The organism is Streptomyces sp. NPDC005408 (assembly GCF_040606445.1).
Classification (GTDB): Bacteria; Actinomycetota; Actinomycetes; order Streptomycetales; family Streptomycetaceae; genus Streptomyces.
Genome location: NZ_JBEXEX010000009.1, coordinates 162,983 through 178,522 on the forward strand (window position 1 = coordinate 162,983; position 15,540 = coordinate 178,522).

At 70.6% G+C, this 15,540-nt stretch carries 14 protein-coding genes and 1 pseudogene; 6 read left to right on the forward strand and 9 right to left on the reverse strand.

Annotated features, from left to right (window positions below):
* Positions 1-115: 115 nt before the first annotated feature.
* Positions 116-540, forward strand: a pseudogene (locus ABZS64_RS12280) (flotillin domain-containing protein); the annotation flags it as partial.
* Between the two features lie 48 nt (positions 541-588).
* Positions 589-1,050, forward strand: a complete 462-nt coding sequence (locus tag ABZS64_RS12285; RefSeq protein ID WP_355826993.1) for a type II toxin-antitoxin system PemK/MazF family toxin — start codon at positions 589-591, stop codon at positions 1,048-1,050.
* Between the two features lie 24 nt (positions 1,051-1,074).
* Here the strand turns inward: ABZS64_RS12285 and ABZS64_RS12290 are convergent, their stop codons facing one another.
* Complete coding sequence (locus ABZS64_RS12290) at positions 1,075-1,908, reverse strand: TIGR02452 family protein (protein WP_355826996.1); 834 nt, start codon at positions 1,906-1,908, stop codon at positions 1,075-1,077.
* 136 nt (positions 1,909-2,044) lie between these two features.
* Between ABZS64_RS12290 and egtA the strand changes: the two genes are divergently transcribed.
* Genes egtA through egtD form a run of 4 tightly spaced genes read left to right on the forward strand, consistent with a single transcriptional unit; the run spans position 2,045 to position 6,343 of the window.
* Entirely contained in the window at positions 2,045-3,319 is a 1,275-nt protein-coding gene (egtA, locus tag ABZS64_RS12295; RefSeq protein ID WP_355826999.1) for an ergothioneine biosynthesis glutamate--cysteine ligase EgtA, read from the forward strand.
* The gene (gene egtB, locus ABZS64_RS12300) at positions 3,316-4,629 is read left to right on the forward strand and encodes an ergothioneine biosynthesis protein EgtB (protein ID WP_355827002.1); all 1,314 of its coding nucleotides are present in this window, start codon (positions 3,316-3,318) and stop codon (positions 4,627-4,629) included. Before egtA ends, egtB begins: the two co-directional genes overlap by 4 nt.
* Positions 4,629-5,384, forward strand: coding sequence for an ergothioneine biosynthesis protein EgtC (gene egtC / locus ABZS64_RS12305; RefSeq protein ID WP_355827004.1), 756 nt, complete (start codon positions 4,629-4,631; stop codon positions 5,382-5,384). Before egtB ends, egtC begins: the two co-directional genes overlap by 1 nt.
* Positions 5,381-6,343: an L-histidine N(alpha)-methyltransferase gene (gene egtD / locus ABZS64_RS12310; RefSeq protein ID WP_355827007.1), complete on the forward strand. Its 963-nt coding sequence runs from the start codon at positions 5,381-5,383 to the stop codon at positions 6,341-6,343. The genes egtC and egtD overlap by 4 nt, the downstream gene beginning before the upstream one ends.
* On the opposite strand, the gene ABZS64_RS12315 is transcribed toward egtD, so the two are convergent.
* The 8 genes from ABZS64_RS12315 to ABZS64_RS12350 all read right to left on the reverse strand — a co-directional run bounded on the left by ABZS64_RS12315 (position 6,238) and on the right by ABZS64_RS12350 (position 15,530).
* The gene (locus ABZS64_RS12315) at positions 6,238-7,107 is read right to left on the reverse strand and encodes a lysophospholipid acyltransferase family protein (RefSeq protein ID WP_355827010.1); all 870 of its coding nucleotides are present in this window, start codon (positions 7,105-7,107) and stop codon (positions 6,238-6,240) included. The two genes, egtD and ABZS64_RS12315, sit on opposite strands and share 106 nt — an antisense overlap.
* Complete coding sequence (locus ABZS64_RS12320; RefSeq protein WP_355827012.1) at positions 7,104-7,979, reverse strand: GNAT family N-acyltransferase; 876 nt, start codon at positions 7,977-7,979, stop codon at positions 7,104-7,106. The genes ABZS64_RS12315 and ABZS64_RS12320 overlap by 4 nt, the downstream gene beginning before the upstream one ends.
* 180 nt (positions 7,980-8,159) lie before the next feature.
* On the reverse strand, positions 8,160-9,365 hold the full coding sequence (locus ABZS64_RS12325; RefSeq protein ID WP_355827101.1) for an extracellular solute-binding protein: 1,206 nt from the start codon (positions 9,363-9,365) through the stop codon (positions 8,160-8,162).
* Positions 9,366-9,619: 254 nt separating this feature from the next.
* Entirely contained in the window at positions 9,620-11,032 is a 1,413-nt protein-coding gene (locus tag ABZS64_RS12330; RefSeq protein WP_355827015.1) for a cellulose binding domain-containing protein, read from the reverse strand.
* The gene (locus tag ABZS64_RS12335) at positions 11,029-12,540 is read right to left on the reverse strand and encodes a beta-N-acetylhexosaminidase (protein ID WP_355827018.1); all 1,512 of its coding nucleotides are present in this window, start codon (positions 12,538-12,540) and stop codon (positions 11,029-11,031) included. Before ABZS64_RS12335 ends, ABZS64_RS12330 begins: the two co-directional genes overlap by 4 nt.
* A 13-nt stretch (positions 12,541-12,553) precedes the next feature.
* Positions 12,554-13,303 carry a carbohydrate ABC transporter permease gene (locus ABZS64_RS12340; RefSeq protein WP_355827104.1) on the reverse strand — a complete coding sequence of 250 codons (750 nt, stop codon included), beginning with the start codon at positions 13,301-13,303 and terminating at the stop codon, positions 12,554-12,556.
* A 71-nt stretch (positions 13,304-13,374) separates the two neighbouring features.
* Positions 13,375-14,277, reverse strand: coding sequence for a sugar ABC transporter permease (locus ABZS64_RS12345; protein WP_355827021.1), 903 nt, complete (start codon positions 14,275-14,277; stop codon positions 13,375-13,377).
* A complete protein-coding gene (locus ABZS64_RS12350) occupies positions 14,274-15,530 on the reverse strand; it encodes an extracellular solute-binding protein (RefSeq protein ID WP_355827024.1) in 1,257 nt (418 codons plus the stop codon). Before ABZS64_RS12350 ends, ABZS64_RS12345 begins: the two co-directional genes overlap by 4 nt.
* Positions 15,531-15,540 lie beyond the last annotated feature (10 nt).

Consider the following 15,540-nt stretch of genomic DNA (forward strand, 5'->3'; position numbering starts at 1 on the left):
GGCTCCCCGCCATGGACGACGAGTCGATGGTGGGGCTGCTCGGGCGGGTGACCGGCACAGTGGTCCCGGACTCGTCGGCGAGGTAATCGTCCGAATCCGCGGCGGAGCCGAGCATGGTGAGGCGGAGGCCGCGGCGAACCAGGCGCGCGGGCTCGCGGTAGCCGCCGCGGTGAAGGCGAAGGGCCTGGCGGAGGCCGAGGCGATCAAGGCACGCGCGGCCGCGCCGGCCGAGAACCAGGAGGCCGTGGTCGCCCAGCAGCCGGCCGAGAAGTGGCCGGAGATCGTCGAGGCCGGGGCCGGGGCGTTCAGCAATGTCGATCACATGATTCTGCTGAACGGCGCCGACGGGATGTCGGAGATGTTCGCCAGGCGCTGACCATGGGCGGTACGGGACCGGGCCTGGCCCGGCAGCCGCTGGCGACCATGAACGGCCAGGCACCCGGGAACGCCAGCGGCACGGTCGCCTCGGTGAACGGCGCGGCTCCGCCCGCCCCGCGCACCGAGCGGATCCCGGTGACGGACGAAACGAAGGATGAGTGACGGCACCCGCCCTGCGGGAAGGACCCGGCAGGTCCTACCGTGGGGCGGGTGACGATCTTCCCTGACGCATCCGACAGCCCCGCCGGCCTGCCCGGCCAGAGCGGCCCCGCGGCCACCACCGAGGCCGATCCGGCCGAGGTCGGCCCGGTCCGCACCGTGTACGCCCCCGACCGTGACGGCGATCCCGACCCCGGCGAGATCGTCTGGACCTGGGTGCCCTTCGAGGAGATGGACGGACGCGGCAAGGACCGTCCGGTCCTGGTGGTGGCCCGTGAGGAGTCCGGCACGCTGCTCGCCGTGCAGCTGTCCAGCAAGCGCCATGACCAGGACCGCGAGTGGGTGGCCATCGGCGTGGGGCCGTGGGACCGGGCGGGACGCGAGTCCTGGGTGGATCTGGACCGGGTGCTGCGGGTGCACGAGGACGGCATGCGCCGTGAGGCGTGCGCACTGGACCGGACGCGTTTCGACCGGGTCGTGCAGCGCCTGCGGGAGCGCTACGGCTGGAGCTGACGGGCTACGGCTCGGGCTGACCGGCTACTGCTGGAGCTGACCGTCGAAGGTCCGGCGGAAGGCCCCCAGCGTCCGCCCGTCGGACGTACGGTCCAGTACGGCGAAGACGATCTGCTCGAAGTGGCCCGCGAACCGGCCGCCTCCGGTGAGCAGGGCGTGGAACGCTGCCGCGACGACATCGGGGTCGTTGCGGAAGACCCCGCAGCCCCAGGCCCCCAGCACCAGGCGCCGGTAGCCCTGCGCGGCCGCCGTCTCAAGAACGCGCTCGGCGCGTGCGGCGACGGCGGCCGGGATGCGGTGCGCATGGTCGGGCGTCCGGCTGGTGATCACCCCGGCGTTCGGTGCGGGCGAGGTCAGAAATCCCACGGTGTACGGCGCATCGAGAAGCCGTCCGCGGTCGTCGCGGAAGACCGGGACGCCGGGCGAGTGGATGACGCGGTCAGTGTAGAAGGGGCTGCGGTCGGCGCGGTGGTGCTCGTAGAACTCGGGTGCGCGCAGCAGCGTGACGTACAGCGCCGAGGCCCTGCAGAGCGCCTCTTCCTGGGCCTGCGCGCCGTTCAGGTAGCCGCCGCCGGGGTTGCGCGCCGATGCGAAGTTCAGGACGGCGACGGGTGCGCTGTCCGCCGCGGTCAGCCGCTGGGCGGCTTGGGTGCTGCTCTCGCCCGTGACCTCGAAGGATGTCGTGCGGTCGGTGTCAGGAGTGACCCCGACGGGCTCGGGTCCGTACATCCGGGTCCCCGCCAGTGCGGCTGCCAGTTCCCGCCCGATCTCCACCTTCCGACCGTCGAAGGCCAGGTAGTGGCCGGTATCGACGATCTCTTCGGTCTCTTTTGCGATCCCCCGCAGTCGTGCACTCATGGCGGACATCGTGGGCGACCGGCCAGGGGCCGGGCAATCGGATTTTCTTACGCCTCACGAACACCACGGGCACTCTTGTGCGAAGCCGCGGCCGTGGCCTTAGGTTTGCAGAGTGCCTTCGAAAGAGGAACCGGACATGCGCCCACCCGATGGCGGCGGCTACGGCCCCCCTATGGGAGAAGAAGAGGCAGAGGATCTTCTCCGATGTATCTGCTTCAAGAACGGCCCGCCCCGATTCGTGGGCGTGGAGGTCGAATGGCTCGTCCATGAGCTGGAACGGCCCGATCGCCCCGTGCCCGCCGACCGTCTCACCGCCGCCTACGACCAGGTACGTTCTCTACAACTGAATTCGGCTCTCACTTTCGAGCCAGGCGGCCAGCTGGAGCTCAGCTCGCCTCCCGCCGCCTCACTGATGGAGTGCATCGACTCCGTCGCCGCCGATCTGGACGCCGTACGCGCCGCGCTCCGCCCGGCAGGCCTCACTCTCACCGGAATCGGGCTCGATCCCGTCAATCCACCGCGCCGGCTGCTTCACGAATCCCGCTACGACGCCATGGAGGCGTACTTCGACCGGACGGGTCCGTCCGGCCGCGCCATGATGTGCAGCTCCGCCTCGATACAGGTGTGCCTGGACGCCGGCGACAAGGAGCCGGGCCCCCTCGGCTACGGCCGGCGCTGGCGGCTCGCGCATCTGCTCGGCGCGGTGCTCATGGCAGCCTTCGCCAACTCGCCCCTGCAGGAAGGGCGTTACACCGGCTGGCGCTCGACGCGGCAAGCCGTGTGGACCGCACTCGATGCCGTGCGGCCCTTGGCGCCGCCCCTCGACGAGGAGCCGCGCTCGGCGTGGACCGCCCATGCGCTGGACGCACCGGTGATGTGCGTACGGATGGACGGCGAGCTGTGGGAGCTGCCCGAGGGGCTCACCTTCCGCCAGTGGATCCGCTCGGGCATGCCCCGGCCGCCGACCCGGGAGGATCTCGACTACCACCTGACCACCCTCTTCCCGCCGGTGCGGCCGCGCGGCCATCTCGAACTGCGCATGATCGACGCCCAGTCGGGCGAGGACGGCTGGATGGTGCCGCTCGCGGTCACCACGGCCCTGTTCGACGACGCCGAGGCCGCCGAGACTGTCTATCGCGCCGTGAAACCGCTGGCGGAGTACGCCGGTTCGCTGCCCGCGCCGCGCAATGCGCTGTGGACCAATGCCGCCCGGCACGGCCTTGCCGATCCCGAGCTGCACGCGGCCGCCGTGACCTGCTTCGCCGTCGCACTGGAGGCGCTCCCCCGGATCGGCGCGTCCGACGCCGTACAGGACGCCGTCGCCGCATTCAACGAGCACCACGTCCTGCGGGGCCGATGTCCCGCCGACGAGCTGCGCATCCCCTCCCTCGGGAAGGAATCGATCACATGACCGAAGACCTCCGGCGTCGCGCTCTGGACGCGCTGACCACCGCGCGAGCCCGTACGGCCACACTCACCTCGTGCGTCGACGACCATGAACTGACCGCCCAGCACTCTCCGTTGATGTCCCCGCTGGTGTGGGACCTGGCCCATATCGGCAACCAGGAGGAGCAGTGGCTGCTGCGCACGGTCGCCGGGCGTGAGGCGCTGCGCCCCGAGATCGACTCCGTCTACGACGCCTTCGAGCACCCGCGAGCCCTGCGGCCCACGCTGCCGCTGCTCGCCCCGGCCGAGGCGCGGGCGTATGCGTCCGATGTACGCGGCAGGGTCCTCGACATCCTCGACACCACCCCGCTTGAGGGCGGGCCGCTGGTCGACGCGGGATTCGCGTTCGGAATGATCGCCCAGCACGAGCAGCAGCACGACGAAACAATGCTCATCACGCACCAGCTGCGCAAGGGGCCCGCCGCCCTTACCGCGCCCGAGCCGCCGGCCGGCAGCGCGCAGGGCCTGCCCGCCGAAGTCCTGGTCCCCGGCGGCCCGTTCATCATGGGCACCTCGACCGAGCCGTGGGCGCTGGACAATGAGCGGCCCGCGCACCAGCGGGTCGTACCGGCCTTCTTCATCGACACCGTCCCGGTGACGTGTGGCGCCTACCAGGCCTTCATCGAGGACGGCGGCTATACGGATCCCCGCTGGTGGGCGGCCGAGGGCTGGGACCAGATCCGGCAGCACGACATCGGCGCACCGCTGTTCTGGCGCCGCGAGGGCGGCCAGTGGCTGCGCCGGCGCTTCGGCGTGACCGAGCCGGTGCCCGCCGACGAGCCGGTACTGCATGTGAGCTGGTACGAGGCCGACGCGTACGCCCGCTGGGCGGGGCGGCGGCTGCCGACCGAGGAGGAGTGGGAGAAGGCCGCCCGTCACGATCCGCAGTCGGGCCGCTCGCGCCGCTTCCCCTGGGGTGACGGCGACCCCTCGCCGTCGCAGGCCAGCCTCGGTCAGCGCCATCTGCGACCTGCCCCGGTCGGCAGTTATCCCGATGGCGAATCGCCGCTCGGCGTACGGCAGTTGATCGGCGATGTGTGGGAGTGGACGGCGAGCGACTTCCTCCCCTACCCGGGCTTCGCGGCCTTCCCGTACCGCGAGTACTCCGAGGTGTTCTTCGGCAGCGCGCACAAGGTGCTGCGCGGCGGATCGTTCGCCGTGGACGCGGTGGCCTGCCGCGGAACCTTCCGCAACTGGGACCTTCCGGTGCGCCGGCAGATCTTCTCCGGTTTCCGCACGGCACGGGACGCGGCTGTGCGCGGGGAGTCGGCCTGATGTGCCGCCATATCGCCTATCTCGGCCCGCCTCTGCCGCTCGGGCAGCTGCTCGTCGAGCCCGCGCACGGCCTGTTCCGGCAGTCCTGGGCGCCACGCCGGCAGCGGTACGGAACGGTCAACGCCGACGGCTTCGGCGTCGGCTGGTACGCCGAGGGCGATCCGGTGCCCGCCCGGTACCGCCGCCCGGGCCCCATCTGGGCCGATCTCTCCTTCGCCGATCTCGCCCGGGTGGTCCGCAGCGGGGCGCTGCTCGCCGCCGTCCGCGACGCCACCGAGGCGGGCGCGGACGGTGAGGCGGCGGCAGCGCCGTTCGCCGCAGGCCCTTGGCTGTTCAGTCACAACGGCGCGGTCAAGGGCTGGCCCGGCACACTGGCCCCGCTCGCGACGACCCTGCCCGCGGCCGAGCTGCTCTCGCTGGAGGCGCGCTGCGACTCCGCGCTGGTGTGGGCGCTGGTGCTGCACCGGCTGCGCGACGGCGACGAACTGGGCCAGGCGCTGGCCGACACGGTCCGCGAGGTCGGGGAGGCCGCGCCGGGCTCCCGGCTCAATCTGCTTCTCACCGACGGCGAAACCATCGCGGCGACGGCGTGGGGCGACACCCTCTGGTATCTGGCCGAGCTCGGGCGCCGCACGGTCGTCGCCTCGGAGCCGTACGACGACGATCCGCACTGGCGCGAGGTCCCCGACCGCACCCTGCTGGCGGCGACCCGCACCGATGTCCTTCTGACCCCGCTCAAGGAGCCAGCCGCGTGAGCCCGTTCCTGCTGACCCGAACCCTGCCCGAGGACGCCACCGACGCCGCTCTGCGCGCGGACGTGCTGCACGGTCTTACCCGTACGCCCAAGGAGCTGCCGCCCAAGTGGTTCTACGACGCCCGCGGCAGCGAGCTCTTCGAGGAGATCACCCGGCTCCCCGAGTACTACCCGACCCGCGCCGAACGGGAGATCCTTCTCGCCCGTGCCGACGAGATCGCGGCCGCGACCGGGGCGCGCACCCTGGTGGAGCTGGGCTCTGGATCGTCGGAGAAGACCCGGCATCTACTGGACGCGCTGCCCGGGCTGCACAGCTATGTGCCGGTCGATGTGAGCGAGAGCGCGCTGACCGGCGCGGCGAAGGCTCTGCTCGCCGAGCGGCCCTCGCTCCATATCCATGCCCTGATCGCCGACTTCACCCGCGGTCTCGCACTGCCCGGCACCCCGGGGCCGCGGCTGATCGTCTTCCTCGGCGGCACGATCGGCAATCTGCTGCCCGACGAGCGTGCGGCGTTCCTGCGCTCCGTGCGGTCACTGATGGAGCCCGGCGACGCGCTGCTGCTCGGGACCGATCTGGTGAAGGACGAGGAGGTGCTGGTGCGGGCGTACGACGACGCGGCCGGGGTGACGGCCGCCTTCAACAAGAACGTGCTGTCCGTCATCGCCCGTGAGCTGGATGCGGACGTCGACCCCGACGACTTCGATCATGTGGCGCTGTGGGACCGCGAGCAGGAGTGGATCGAGATGCGGCTGCGGGCGCGCTCCGCGCTCACCGTGAAGATCCCCGAGCTTGATCTCGTGGTGTCGTTCGAAGCGGGCGAGGAGATGCGTACGGAGGTGTCGGCGAAGTTCCGTCAGGAGGGGGTACGGGCCGAACTGGCGGCTGCGGAGCTTGAGCTGACGAATTGGTGGACGGATACGGAAGGCAGGTTCGCGCTCTCCCTGGCGACGGCCAGCTGAGCCGCGCGGGCCAGTGAGCGGCGGTCGGGGAAGCTCCCCGCGGGGATGGCCGGCAGCAGCCGGATCTCCGCGGTGAGCCCGCCGGCCGCCACGACCCGCCACAGGGACGCGGGCAGCGAGTCCTCCCCGACGAAGGCGGCTGCGCCGGTGGGCAGATAGGTGATGCGTACGGGCTGAACGGCGGCGCCCGCGTCCAGTGCGGCCTGGAAGACGGCGTGGCGGAAGCGGCCCTGGGCCCGTCCGCACCAGGTGGAGCCTTCGGGGAAGGCGATGACGCGCGCGCCGCTGTCCATCGCGCAGGCCATCTCGCGGACGGTTGCGGGCAGCGTACGCAGCCGGTCTCGCTCCAGGAAGAAGGTGCCGCCGCGGGCGGCGAGGGGCCCGAGCACCGGCCAGCGACGGACCTCGCTCTTGGCCAGCATCCGTCCGGGCAGGGCCGCCGCTACCAGCGGTATGTCCAGCCAGGAGATGTGGTTGGCGACGACCAGGGAGCGAACGGGTCCCGGCGCCTGGCCGATGACCCGGATGCGTACGCCGAAGGCGCGTACGACTGCTCGCGCCCAGCAGCGGGTCATCACATGCCGGAACCGGGTCCCGAGCACCGCGGCGAGCAGCGCGACCAGCGGCCCGAGCAGCAGGCCGGCGAGGATTGTCGCGATTCCCGCCAGCAGCCGGGCGGCCGCCCTGAGGGAGCCGGCCGCCGGGCCGTGGTGTGTCGCGCAGCCCCGCGGGGTGCAGGGAGCGCTGGGCAGCCAGACGCTCATCGCACCGGGGCGAGGGAGAGGAAGTGGCGCAGGTAGCGGGGGTTGGTGCGGCGCAGCGAGAGCAGTACATAGAGGTCCGCGACACCGAAGTCGGGGTCGTGGGCGGGCGCGCCGCACACCCAGGCGCCGAGCCGCAGATAGCCGCGGAGCAGGGCGGGCAGCTCGGTACGGCCCTCGGGGCGGGTGACGGAGTCGGGGTTCCACAGCTTGTGCGGGGTGACCCAGTACTCCTCGGGGGCGAGGTTCTTGGCCTTCACCGTGTCCCAGGTGGCAGCGGCGAGCGTGCCGCCGTCCGCGAGCGGGATGGAGCAGCAGCCGGCCAGCCAGTTGTGGCCGGTGCGGCTCATGTAGCGGGCGAGCCCGGCCCAGATGAGGGCGATGACGGCGCCGTTGCGGTGCAGGGGGTGGACACAGGAGCGGCCGACCTCGACGAGGTCGTCGCGGATGGGTGCGAGCCTGGCCAGGTCGAACTCGGTCTCGGAGTAGAGCCGTCCCGCCACCCGGGCGCGGTCCGGCGGAAGCAGGCGGTAGGTGCCGACGACCTCTCCGGTCTCGGCCTCGCGCACCAGAAGGTGGTCGCAGTACGCGTCGAAGGCGTCGATGTCCAGACCCGGCTCGGGCCCCTCAAGCCGGGCGCCCATCTCACCGGCGAACACCTGGTGACGCAGGCGCTGCGCGGCCCGTACGTCCTCCTGGTCCCGGGCGAGGGAGACGACGTAGCGCTGCTGGTCCCCCTCACCGAGAGGCGCGGGGGCGGGCGACGGCAGGGGCGCGGCGAGCTGGGCGGGGATCTGGGCGGGGACGGTGAGTGGGGCGGGGATCTGGGCGGGGACGGTGAGTGGGGCGGGGACGACAGCTGGCGATGCGGGCATGACGGTCTCCTGTGCCGGACGGAAGGGGACGGACCGCGGGTGCGGCGGCCCGGCTCCTTACTTCTTCCGTGGCCGACTGGATTCGACATGACAGCACGGCGGAGAGTGGATGTGCGACGGCTGAATGGCGGGGAATGGGGTGCCGTGGACGAGGCACGGACTGTAAGGAGAGAGGCAGGTTCAGTGAGGAGCGAGGGCTTGGGTGATGCGCTCGCAGGCGGTGCGCGCCGCCCGCTTCGGGTTCTGCCCCTGCAGAACGGCCGTCATATAGGGCTTGATCGGGTTGTCGGCCTCGACGTCCGCCCAGCGCGGTGAGTTGGGTGTCGCCCTGCCGCGTGCGGCGCCCGCGGCCATCGCGGCTGTGCTCTCCTCGCCCTCCAGGACGCCCGCGAGGGACGGCTTGTTGGGCACGTAGTGCATCGTACGGGCGAGGTCGGTCTGCCACTTCGGGCCCGCCAGCGCCGTGACGACGTCGATCGCTGCGGCCCGCTCGTGCGCCTTGTCGGGCACGATCAGATCGGAGCCGCCGGTGAAGACGGCGCCCGGCCGCGCGGCCGTCTTGCCCGGTACGGGGAAGAAGCCGAGCTTGCCCTTGAGCCCGGGGTTGCTCTTCTCGATGAGGGTGGCCGCGCTCGGTACCGCGATGATCTGGGCGATGTCGCCCTTGGCGAACACCCGGGCCTGCGGCGGGGTTTCCTCGTCGGCGTTCTTGGGGCCGTCGCCGTGCGACTGGAGCTCCTTGTAGAAGGCCATGCCGCGCAGCGCGGCGGGTGTGTCCAGCGTCCCCCGCCAGTCGCCCCCCTCCTCGACGGCCAGCTCCCCTCCCTCGTCCCAGACGAATCCGGCGAGGCTGTACCAGTCCTGACCGGAGAGGTAGATGCCCTGTACGCCGCCGTTGTTGAGCCGCTCGGAGTCCTCGAGCCACCGGGCGCGCGTTCGGGGCGGCTCGGTTATCCCGGCGGCGGCGAAGAGGTCTTTGTTGTAGATGACGACGCGGTTGGCCGCGTACCAGGGAATGCCGTACTGCGATCCGTCGATGCTGCCCGGTTCGGCGAGTCCGGGCAGCCAGTCGTCGGCCCCGAGGTCGCGCACCGATTCGAGGGTGAGGTCCTCAAGGCCGTCGCTCTCGGCGTACTGGGCGACCTGGGTGTTGCCCACCTCGATTACATCCGGCGCCTTGTCGCTCTCCAGCGCGGCGGTGACCTTCTTTCCGATGCCGGTCCACTCCTGGAAGGTGAACTTCAGCTTGACGGAGGGGTTGTCCTTCTCGTAGGCGGTGGTGAAGCGGTTGAGGAACTCGTCGGAGACGCTGTCCTTCATCAGCCAGATGTCGACCGTGGTGGTCTCGGATCCGACACCCGGGACGATCCCGCAACCACCGAGCATGAGCGCGGACACGAGCGATACGGGCACGGCGAGCGAGCGTCTCTTCGGGCGTCTCTTCGGGCGTCTCTTCACGGTGGTCACCTTCGGCGTGGGAGCACGGGAGCGTGACCCGACATGGGGGGAAGCGCGCTCCGCGCTCGCACGGGTGTGGCTGGATTTTGGTCCGTACCAATGGACCGGTCAAGCCCCGGAAGGTGTTGCGGGGTCCTGTGCGGGGGCGGACACCGATGCGGCATCCGCCCCCAGGGGTTCACTCACTGGCCTCCCGGCACGGTGTCCTCGAAGGCCGTCCCGGCCGCACGGTAGGCGGCGACCTTGGCGCTGACCTGCGCCGGAGTCAGCACCTGGTCCTTCACGTGCAGAACGTAGTCGACCTTCTGGTCGTACGCGCGCGGGGTGGTGCTGCTCTGCCCCGCCAGATCGATCAGCCACTGGTTGAAGTTGATGGACATGGGCCGCTCGGGCAGATAGCGGGCGTCGTGCCGCCCGAATTCCTGCCCGTCGATGTAGTAGGTGATGTTGCTGTTGTCGATGGTGACGACGAGGTCGTGCCAGCCGGCGTAGCTCGCGCGGACCTCGGAGTGCTGGTTGACCGCCTCCCAGGGATCGGGCCGGTAGGTCTCCCAGGAGGTGGTGTAGAGGATGTTCGCGGGCTCGCCCCAGCCGCCGTTGGGCAGATACTCGAAGTCGTACTCCGCGTAGTCGTCCGCCATCGGGGCCTTGAGGTCGTTGATGGTGAAGAACGTCTGGACGAGATGGTCGCCGTCGGGTCCCGACTTCGGGGCGTCGGAGAACTTCACCCGGGCCGCGTAGGTGCCGTTCTTGAACTTCATGTCCTTGGTGAGGACTTCGGTCTGCCGGGTGGACTCGCCGGTGCCCGCCGTGGAGGTCTCGAGGTTCATGATCGAGTTGCTCCCCTCCCTGGCGAAGGTGACGTTCTGCGGGGCCCAGGTCGCGCCCGGGACTCCGGGGCCGCCGGAGTTGGAGCGCACATTCCAGCCGTGGGCCCCGATCGCCGGGTCGGTGTACGAGATGTAGTCGAAGTCGTCGAAGAGCGCGGGCCCGTCGGCGGGCGGGTCCGTGGGGTCGGTCGGGTCGGGGTCCGGGTCGTTGCCCGCGGGGGCCGTGCCCCAGACCTGGGTCCCGCCGACCGTTGCGGTGACCTTGGCCCAGTCCCCGTACGCGGTCTGGCCGGCGGCGAAGGAGTAGTCGTCGCTCTGGTTCAGCGGCTGCCAGTCGGTGCGGTGGAAGCGAAGCTGCATGTCGCCTGTGTCGGCACCCGGTGCGAGGGAGCCCGCCCCCGCCGTGAAGCCGATCTCCAGATAGCGGTCGGCGGTGGCGGTGGACTGCGCGAGCGTGCCGAACGTACCGGTGATGTTGGCGCAGCCCTTGACCGCCCAGGAGCAGGCGAATGTGTACGAGGCGCCCGCATCGGCCTTGAAGTAGTACCGGATCTTCACCTGGTTCAGCGCGAGGGAGCCGCTGCCGGTGTTGACGACCGTGAACCAGGGCTCGGCCTGGTCACTGCCGGTGGCGCTCTGCCGGTACTGGACGGTGACCCGCTCGCCGGCGGCAGCGGCGGGCAGCGCGGTCAGCGTCGCGCAGCCGAGGCCCGCCACCGCTGCGGCGGCGACGGCGGCGCGTATGCGCAAGGGGCTCAGGCTCATGAGGTTTCCTCTCCTGGAGGGTGTGTGGGGGGACGGCACGGCACGCCGAGCGTGTCGAGCCGGGCTCTGTGGCGGTGCATCCGGGCCTGGAATCCGGGCCAGTCGCGGCCGCCGGACCAGGCGGTGTCGGCGAGGGCGCACAGCCGGGGGAAGGCGAGATATTCGGCGTGCGCCGCGGTGGGGACGTATTCGGTCCACAACTGGGCCTGGGTGCCGAGTACTTGGGCGGCGGCGTCCGGCTCCCAGTGGGCGGGGGCCGGTTCGGTTTCGTACACGGTCCGCAGATCGACGATCTGTCCCGGCTGTCCCGGCGGTTCGTCCGGGCGCTCCGACTGCGGATAGTCGAGATAGGTGGAGTGGTAGGGAGCCATGATCACCGGCCGGCCGCGGCGGGCGGCCGCGAGACCGTGTTCCGTGTCCCGCCAGGGCAGGACCGTGAAGGAGGCGGGCAGATCGAGGCCGGTCTCGCTCCAGCCGAGCGGCCGGCGGCCGCGCTCGACGAGGAAGTCGCCGATGCGCCGCATGAACCAGCCGTGCAGAGCCTCGGGGCCGTCCAGCCCCTCCACTGCGGCACGGGCGCGGGCTGCGGGCGACTGCTGCCACTCCGTCGTCGGGCACTCCTCGCCGCCGATGTGCACAGAGGGCGAGGGGAAGGTGTCCATGACCTCGTCCAGTACGGTGCGGCAGAAGGCAAGGACCTCGTCGTGGACGCCGAGGACCGTCTCGCACACGCCCCACTGCCGCCATACCTCCAGCTCGCGCTCTGGCCGGTTGCCGAGGTGCGGATAAGCGGCGAGCGCGGCGCGTACATGCCCGGGCATCTCGATCTCAGGGACGACGGTGACACCGCGGGCGGCGGCGTACGCGACGAGTTCGCCCAGCTCTCCACGGGTGTACGCGCCGCCGTGCGGGACGCCGCCCACCTCGGTGAGCTTCGGGTACGCGGCGACCGGCATGCGCCAGCCCTGGTCGTCTGTGAGATGCAGATGGAGCACGTTCAGCTTGTGCAGGGCCAGCAGATCGGTGAAGCGCCTCAGGAAGGCGACGGGCTGGAAGTGGCGGGCCACGTCGAGCATCGCGCCACGCCAGGCGAAGCGGGGCACGTCGGTGATCTGGACGCACGGCATGGTCCAGTCGGTGCCGGGGACCGGGCCGGCGGACAGGACGGCGGGCGGCAGGAGTTGACGGACTGTCTGGATACCGTTCAGCAGGCCTTCCGGCCGGGCGGCCCTCAGCAGGACCGCGTCGGCGCCGACGGTGAGTCCGTATCCCTCCTCGCCGAGCCCGGTGAGCTGGGGGTCGAGGGCGATGACGACGCGGCCGTCGGCGGCCAGTGGCAGCGGCAGTCCGGTGGCGGGAGCGAGCAGGGTGCGCAGCAGTGCGGCGGCGGGCTCGGCGCCGGAGGTGGCACGGATCGCCGTACGGGCGTCGAAGGTGAACCGGCCCTGCATCGGGGTGAATTGGGCGGGTCGCGGGACCAGGTCGAGGGCGGCGCGCGGCACGGGCATGTCGGCAGGCCCCCTATCCCTTGACCGCTCCGCCGGTCATCCCCGCGGCGACCCGGCGCTGGAGCACCAGGAAGAGGATGAGGACGGGCAGCGCGAAGAGGGTGGAGGCGGCCATGGTGGCGCCCCAGTCGGTGCCGAAGACATTCGAGAACGAGGAGAGCCAGACCGGCAGGGTGCGGTCGTCCTGGTTCTTGATGATCAGCATGTTGGCGAAGGCGAACTCGTTCCAGGCGGTGATGAAACCGAAGAGTGACGTGGCGAGCAGTCCGGGCGCGAGCAGCGGGAAGGTGACGCGGCGGAACGCGGCGGCGCGGGTGCAGCCGTCGACCTGGGCGGCTTCCTCCAGCTCGACGGGGATCGCGGTGAGAAAGCTGCGCAGGGTCACAATGGTGAACGGCAGTGTGATCATGAAGTAGACGAGGGTCAGCGTGGCCAGCCGGTCGAGCATGTCGGTGTCACGGGCGATGACGTACATCGGGATCAGCAGCGCCTCCCAGGGAGCGACCTGGGCGACGAAGACCATCAGGACGAATCCACGGCGTCCCCTCCAGCGCAGCCGGGCCACGGCGAACGCCGCGCCGAGCGCCACCACCAGGGCGAGCAGCACACAACTGCCCGTGACGATCAGGCTGTTGCGCCAGAAGGACCAGAAGCCGTCGGCGTGCACGGCGGTGGAGAAGTGCTCCAGCGTCACCGAGGTGGGAAGGAAGACGGGGGTCTCCGCCTGGATGTCCTTCGCCGGTTTGAACGCGGTAAGGATCATCCAGTAGACGGGAAAGACACAGAGCACGAATACGGTCAACGCCGCGGCGGTCAGCGGAAGCCGGCGCAGTCTCACAGCTCGGCCTCCTGCCGGAACATCTGACGGAAGTAGAGGATCAGGGCGGCGATCAGGATCAGAACGGTCAGGGTCGCCGCGGCCGCGCCGAGGTCGTAGCGGTGCAGGGACTGGGCGACCTGATAGGCGTAGACGGGCAGTGTGGTGGTCGCACCGCCCGGTCCGCCCTTGGTGACCGCCCAGATCTGGGCGAAGCAGCGGAAGACCCAGATGACTTCGAGGCAGAGGACCAGCCCGAAGACCGGCCTGAGGACGGGCAGGGTGATGGAGCGGAAGATCCGCCAGCCGCCGGCGCCGTCGATCCGTGCCGATTCGAAGAGTTCGGCGGGGACGGTGGTCAGCGCCGCGTGCAGGGTGATCGCGACGAAGGGCACGGACTGCCAGACGACGAGCAGAACCAGGATGGTGAAGGCCGCGCCTCCGTGCGCCAGCCACGAGTAGCCCTCGAAGGACTCGAATCCCAGGCGCACCAGGACCCAGTTGACCACTCCCAGGCGGGAGGAGAAGAGCCACTGGAAGACGGTGGTGGTGGCGATGACCGGGCTGGCCCAGGCCAGCACAAGACCGCTCATCACGAGCATCCGCATCCGCCTGCCGAGCCGCTGCATCATCAGCGCGACCAGCGTGCCGAGCACCATGATCAGTACGACGTTGAGCAGCGTCCACCACACGGTGCGCCGGGTGACCTCCCAGAACTCCGGGTCGCCGAGGATGGCCCGGTAGTTCTCCAGACCTGCGAAGCCGGCGCCGCCGCGGATCAGTTCGCCCATTCCGTAGTGCTGGAAGGAGATGAGCAGATTACGGAGCAGCGGATGGGCGAGCAGAAAGACGGCGCCGACGACGGTGGGCGCGATGAGCAGATAGGGCCAGAAGGCGCGTGGGGCCGCCTGCTGCCTCATGAGCCGAGGGTCTTGGTGATGCTGCCGGAGGCTTCCTTCGCCGCCTGCTTCGGGTCGCTGCCGGTCAGCACGGCGGTCATGTACTGCTTGATCGGGTTGGTGGCCTCGACGGCGGCCCACTGCGGGGAGTTGGGCGTGGCGCGGCCCTGTGCGGCCGCGGCGGCCATGGCGGCGGTGCCTTCGTTGTCCTCGATGACCTTGGCGAGCGAGGTGCGGTTGGGGACATAGCTCATGGTCCTGGCGAGGTCCGTCTGGCACTTCTCCCCGGCCAGCGCCTTGACCACCTCGTATGCGGCGTCCTGGTGCGCGGACGCGGCGGGGACGATCAGGTCGGAACCGCCGGTGAAGGTGACGCCCGGCTTGCCCGCGGTCTTTCCCGGGACCGGGAAGAAGCCGAGCTTTCCGGCGAGCGCGGGGTTCGCCTGCTCGACGATCTTCGCGCCGCCGGGTACGGAGATGATCTGGGCGACATCCCCCTTGGCGAAGACGTCCGCCTGCGGTGGCTTGGCCTCGTCGGAGTCCTTGGGACCCTTGCCGAGGGCCTGGAGCCGCTCGTAGAAGGCCATGCCGTTCAGCGCCTCGGGGCTGCCGAGCGCGCCCTTCCAGGTGCCACCGCTCTGTTCGGCGAGCTCGCCGCCGTCCTCCCAGATGAATCCGGCGAGGGTGTACCAGTTCTGGCCCGGCAGATAAATGCCCTGCGTAGTGCCCTTGTTGAGCTTCTCCGTGATCCGGATCCACTCGTCACGTGTGGTGGGCGGGGCGGTGATGCCGGCCTTGGCGAACAGGTCCTTGTTGTAGACGACGACGCGGTTGGCGGCGTACCAGGGGATGCCGTACTGCTTCCCGTCGACCTTGCCGGGCCCGGCGAGGCCGGGCAGCCAGTCGGCCCCCTTCAGCTCAGCGGCCTTGCCGCTGAGGTCGGTGACTCCGCCGCTCGCCGCGTACTGCGCGACCTGGGTGTTGCCGACCTCGATGACGTCCGGGGCGTCCTTGCTGGCCAGGGCCGCGGTGACCTTCTCTCCGATGCCGTCCCATTCCTGGATCTGGATGTCGAGTGCGGTGTCCTTGTGCTGCTGCTCGAAGTCCTTCTTGAACCGCTGGAGATACGTGTCGGAGACGCTGTCCTTCATGATCCAGACGGTGAGCCTGTCGCCGCCGGCCGCGGAGTCGGAGCCGGACGAGGAGGTGCTGCAGGCGGTGAGCGCGGTGGTGGCGGCAAGGGCCGCTGCAGCGGCGATGAAGCTGATCTTCACTGGAGTCACC

Coding starts and splice junctions, on each gene's coding strand:
- ABZS64_RS12330 (WP_355827015.1), bottom strand. CDS start 11,032: ATGAGCCTGAGCCCCTTGCGCATACGCGCCGCCGTCGCCGCCGCAGCG.
- ABZS64_RS12325 (WP_355827101.1), bottom strand. CDS start 9,365: ATGCTCGGTGGTTGCGGGATCGTCCCGGGTGTCGGATCCGAGACCACC.
- ABZS64_RS12315 (WP_355827010.1), bottom strand. CDS start 7,107: ATGAGCGTCTGGCTGCCCAGCGCTCCCTGCACCCCGCGGGGCTGCGCG.
- ABZS64_RS12345 (WP_355827021.1), bottom strand. CDS start 14,277: ATGAGGCAGCAGGCGGCCCCACGCGCCTTCTGGCCCTATCTGCTCATC.
- ABZS64_RS12320 (WP_355827012.1), bottom strand. CDS start 7,979: ATGCCCGCATCGCCAGCTGTCGTCCCCGCCCCACTCACCGTCCCCGCC.
- egtB (WP_355827002.1), top strand. CDS start 3,316: ATGACCGAAGACCTCCGGCGTCGCGCTCTGGACGCGCTGACCACCGCG.
- ABZS64_RS12290 (WP_355826996.1), bottom strand. CDS start 1,908: ATGAGTGCACGACTGCGGGGGATCGCAAAAGAGACCGAAGAGATCGTC.
- ABZS64_RS12335 (WP_355827018.1), bottom strand. CDS start 12,540: ATGCCCGTGCCGCGCGCCGCCCTCGACCTGGTCCCGCGACCCGCCCAA.
- ABZS64_RS12340 (WP_355827104.1), bottom strand. CDS start 13,303: ATGATCCTTACCGCGTTCAAACCGGCGAAGGACATCCAGGCGGAGACC.
- egtA (WP_355826999.1), top strand. CDS start 2,045: ATGCGCCCACCCGATGGCGGCGGCTACGGCCCCCCTATGGGAGAAGAA.
- egtC (WP_355827004.1), top strand. CDS start 4,629: ATGTGCCGCCATATCGCCTATCTCGGCCCGCCTCTGCCGCTCGGGCAG.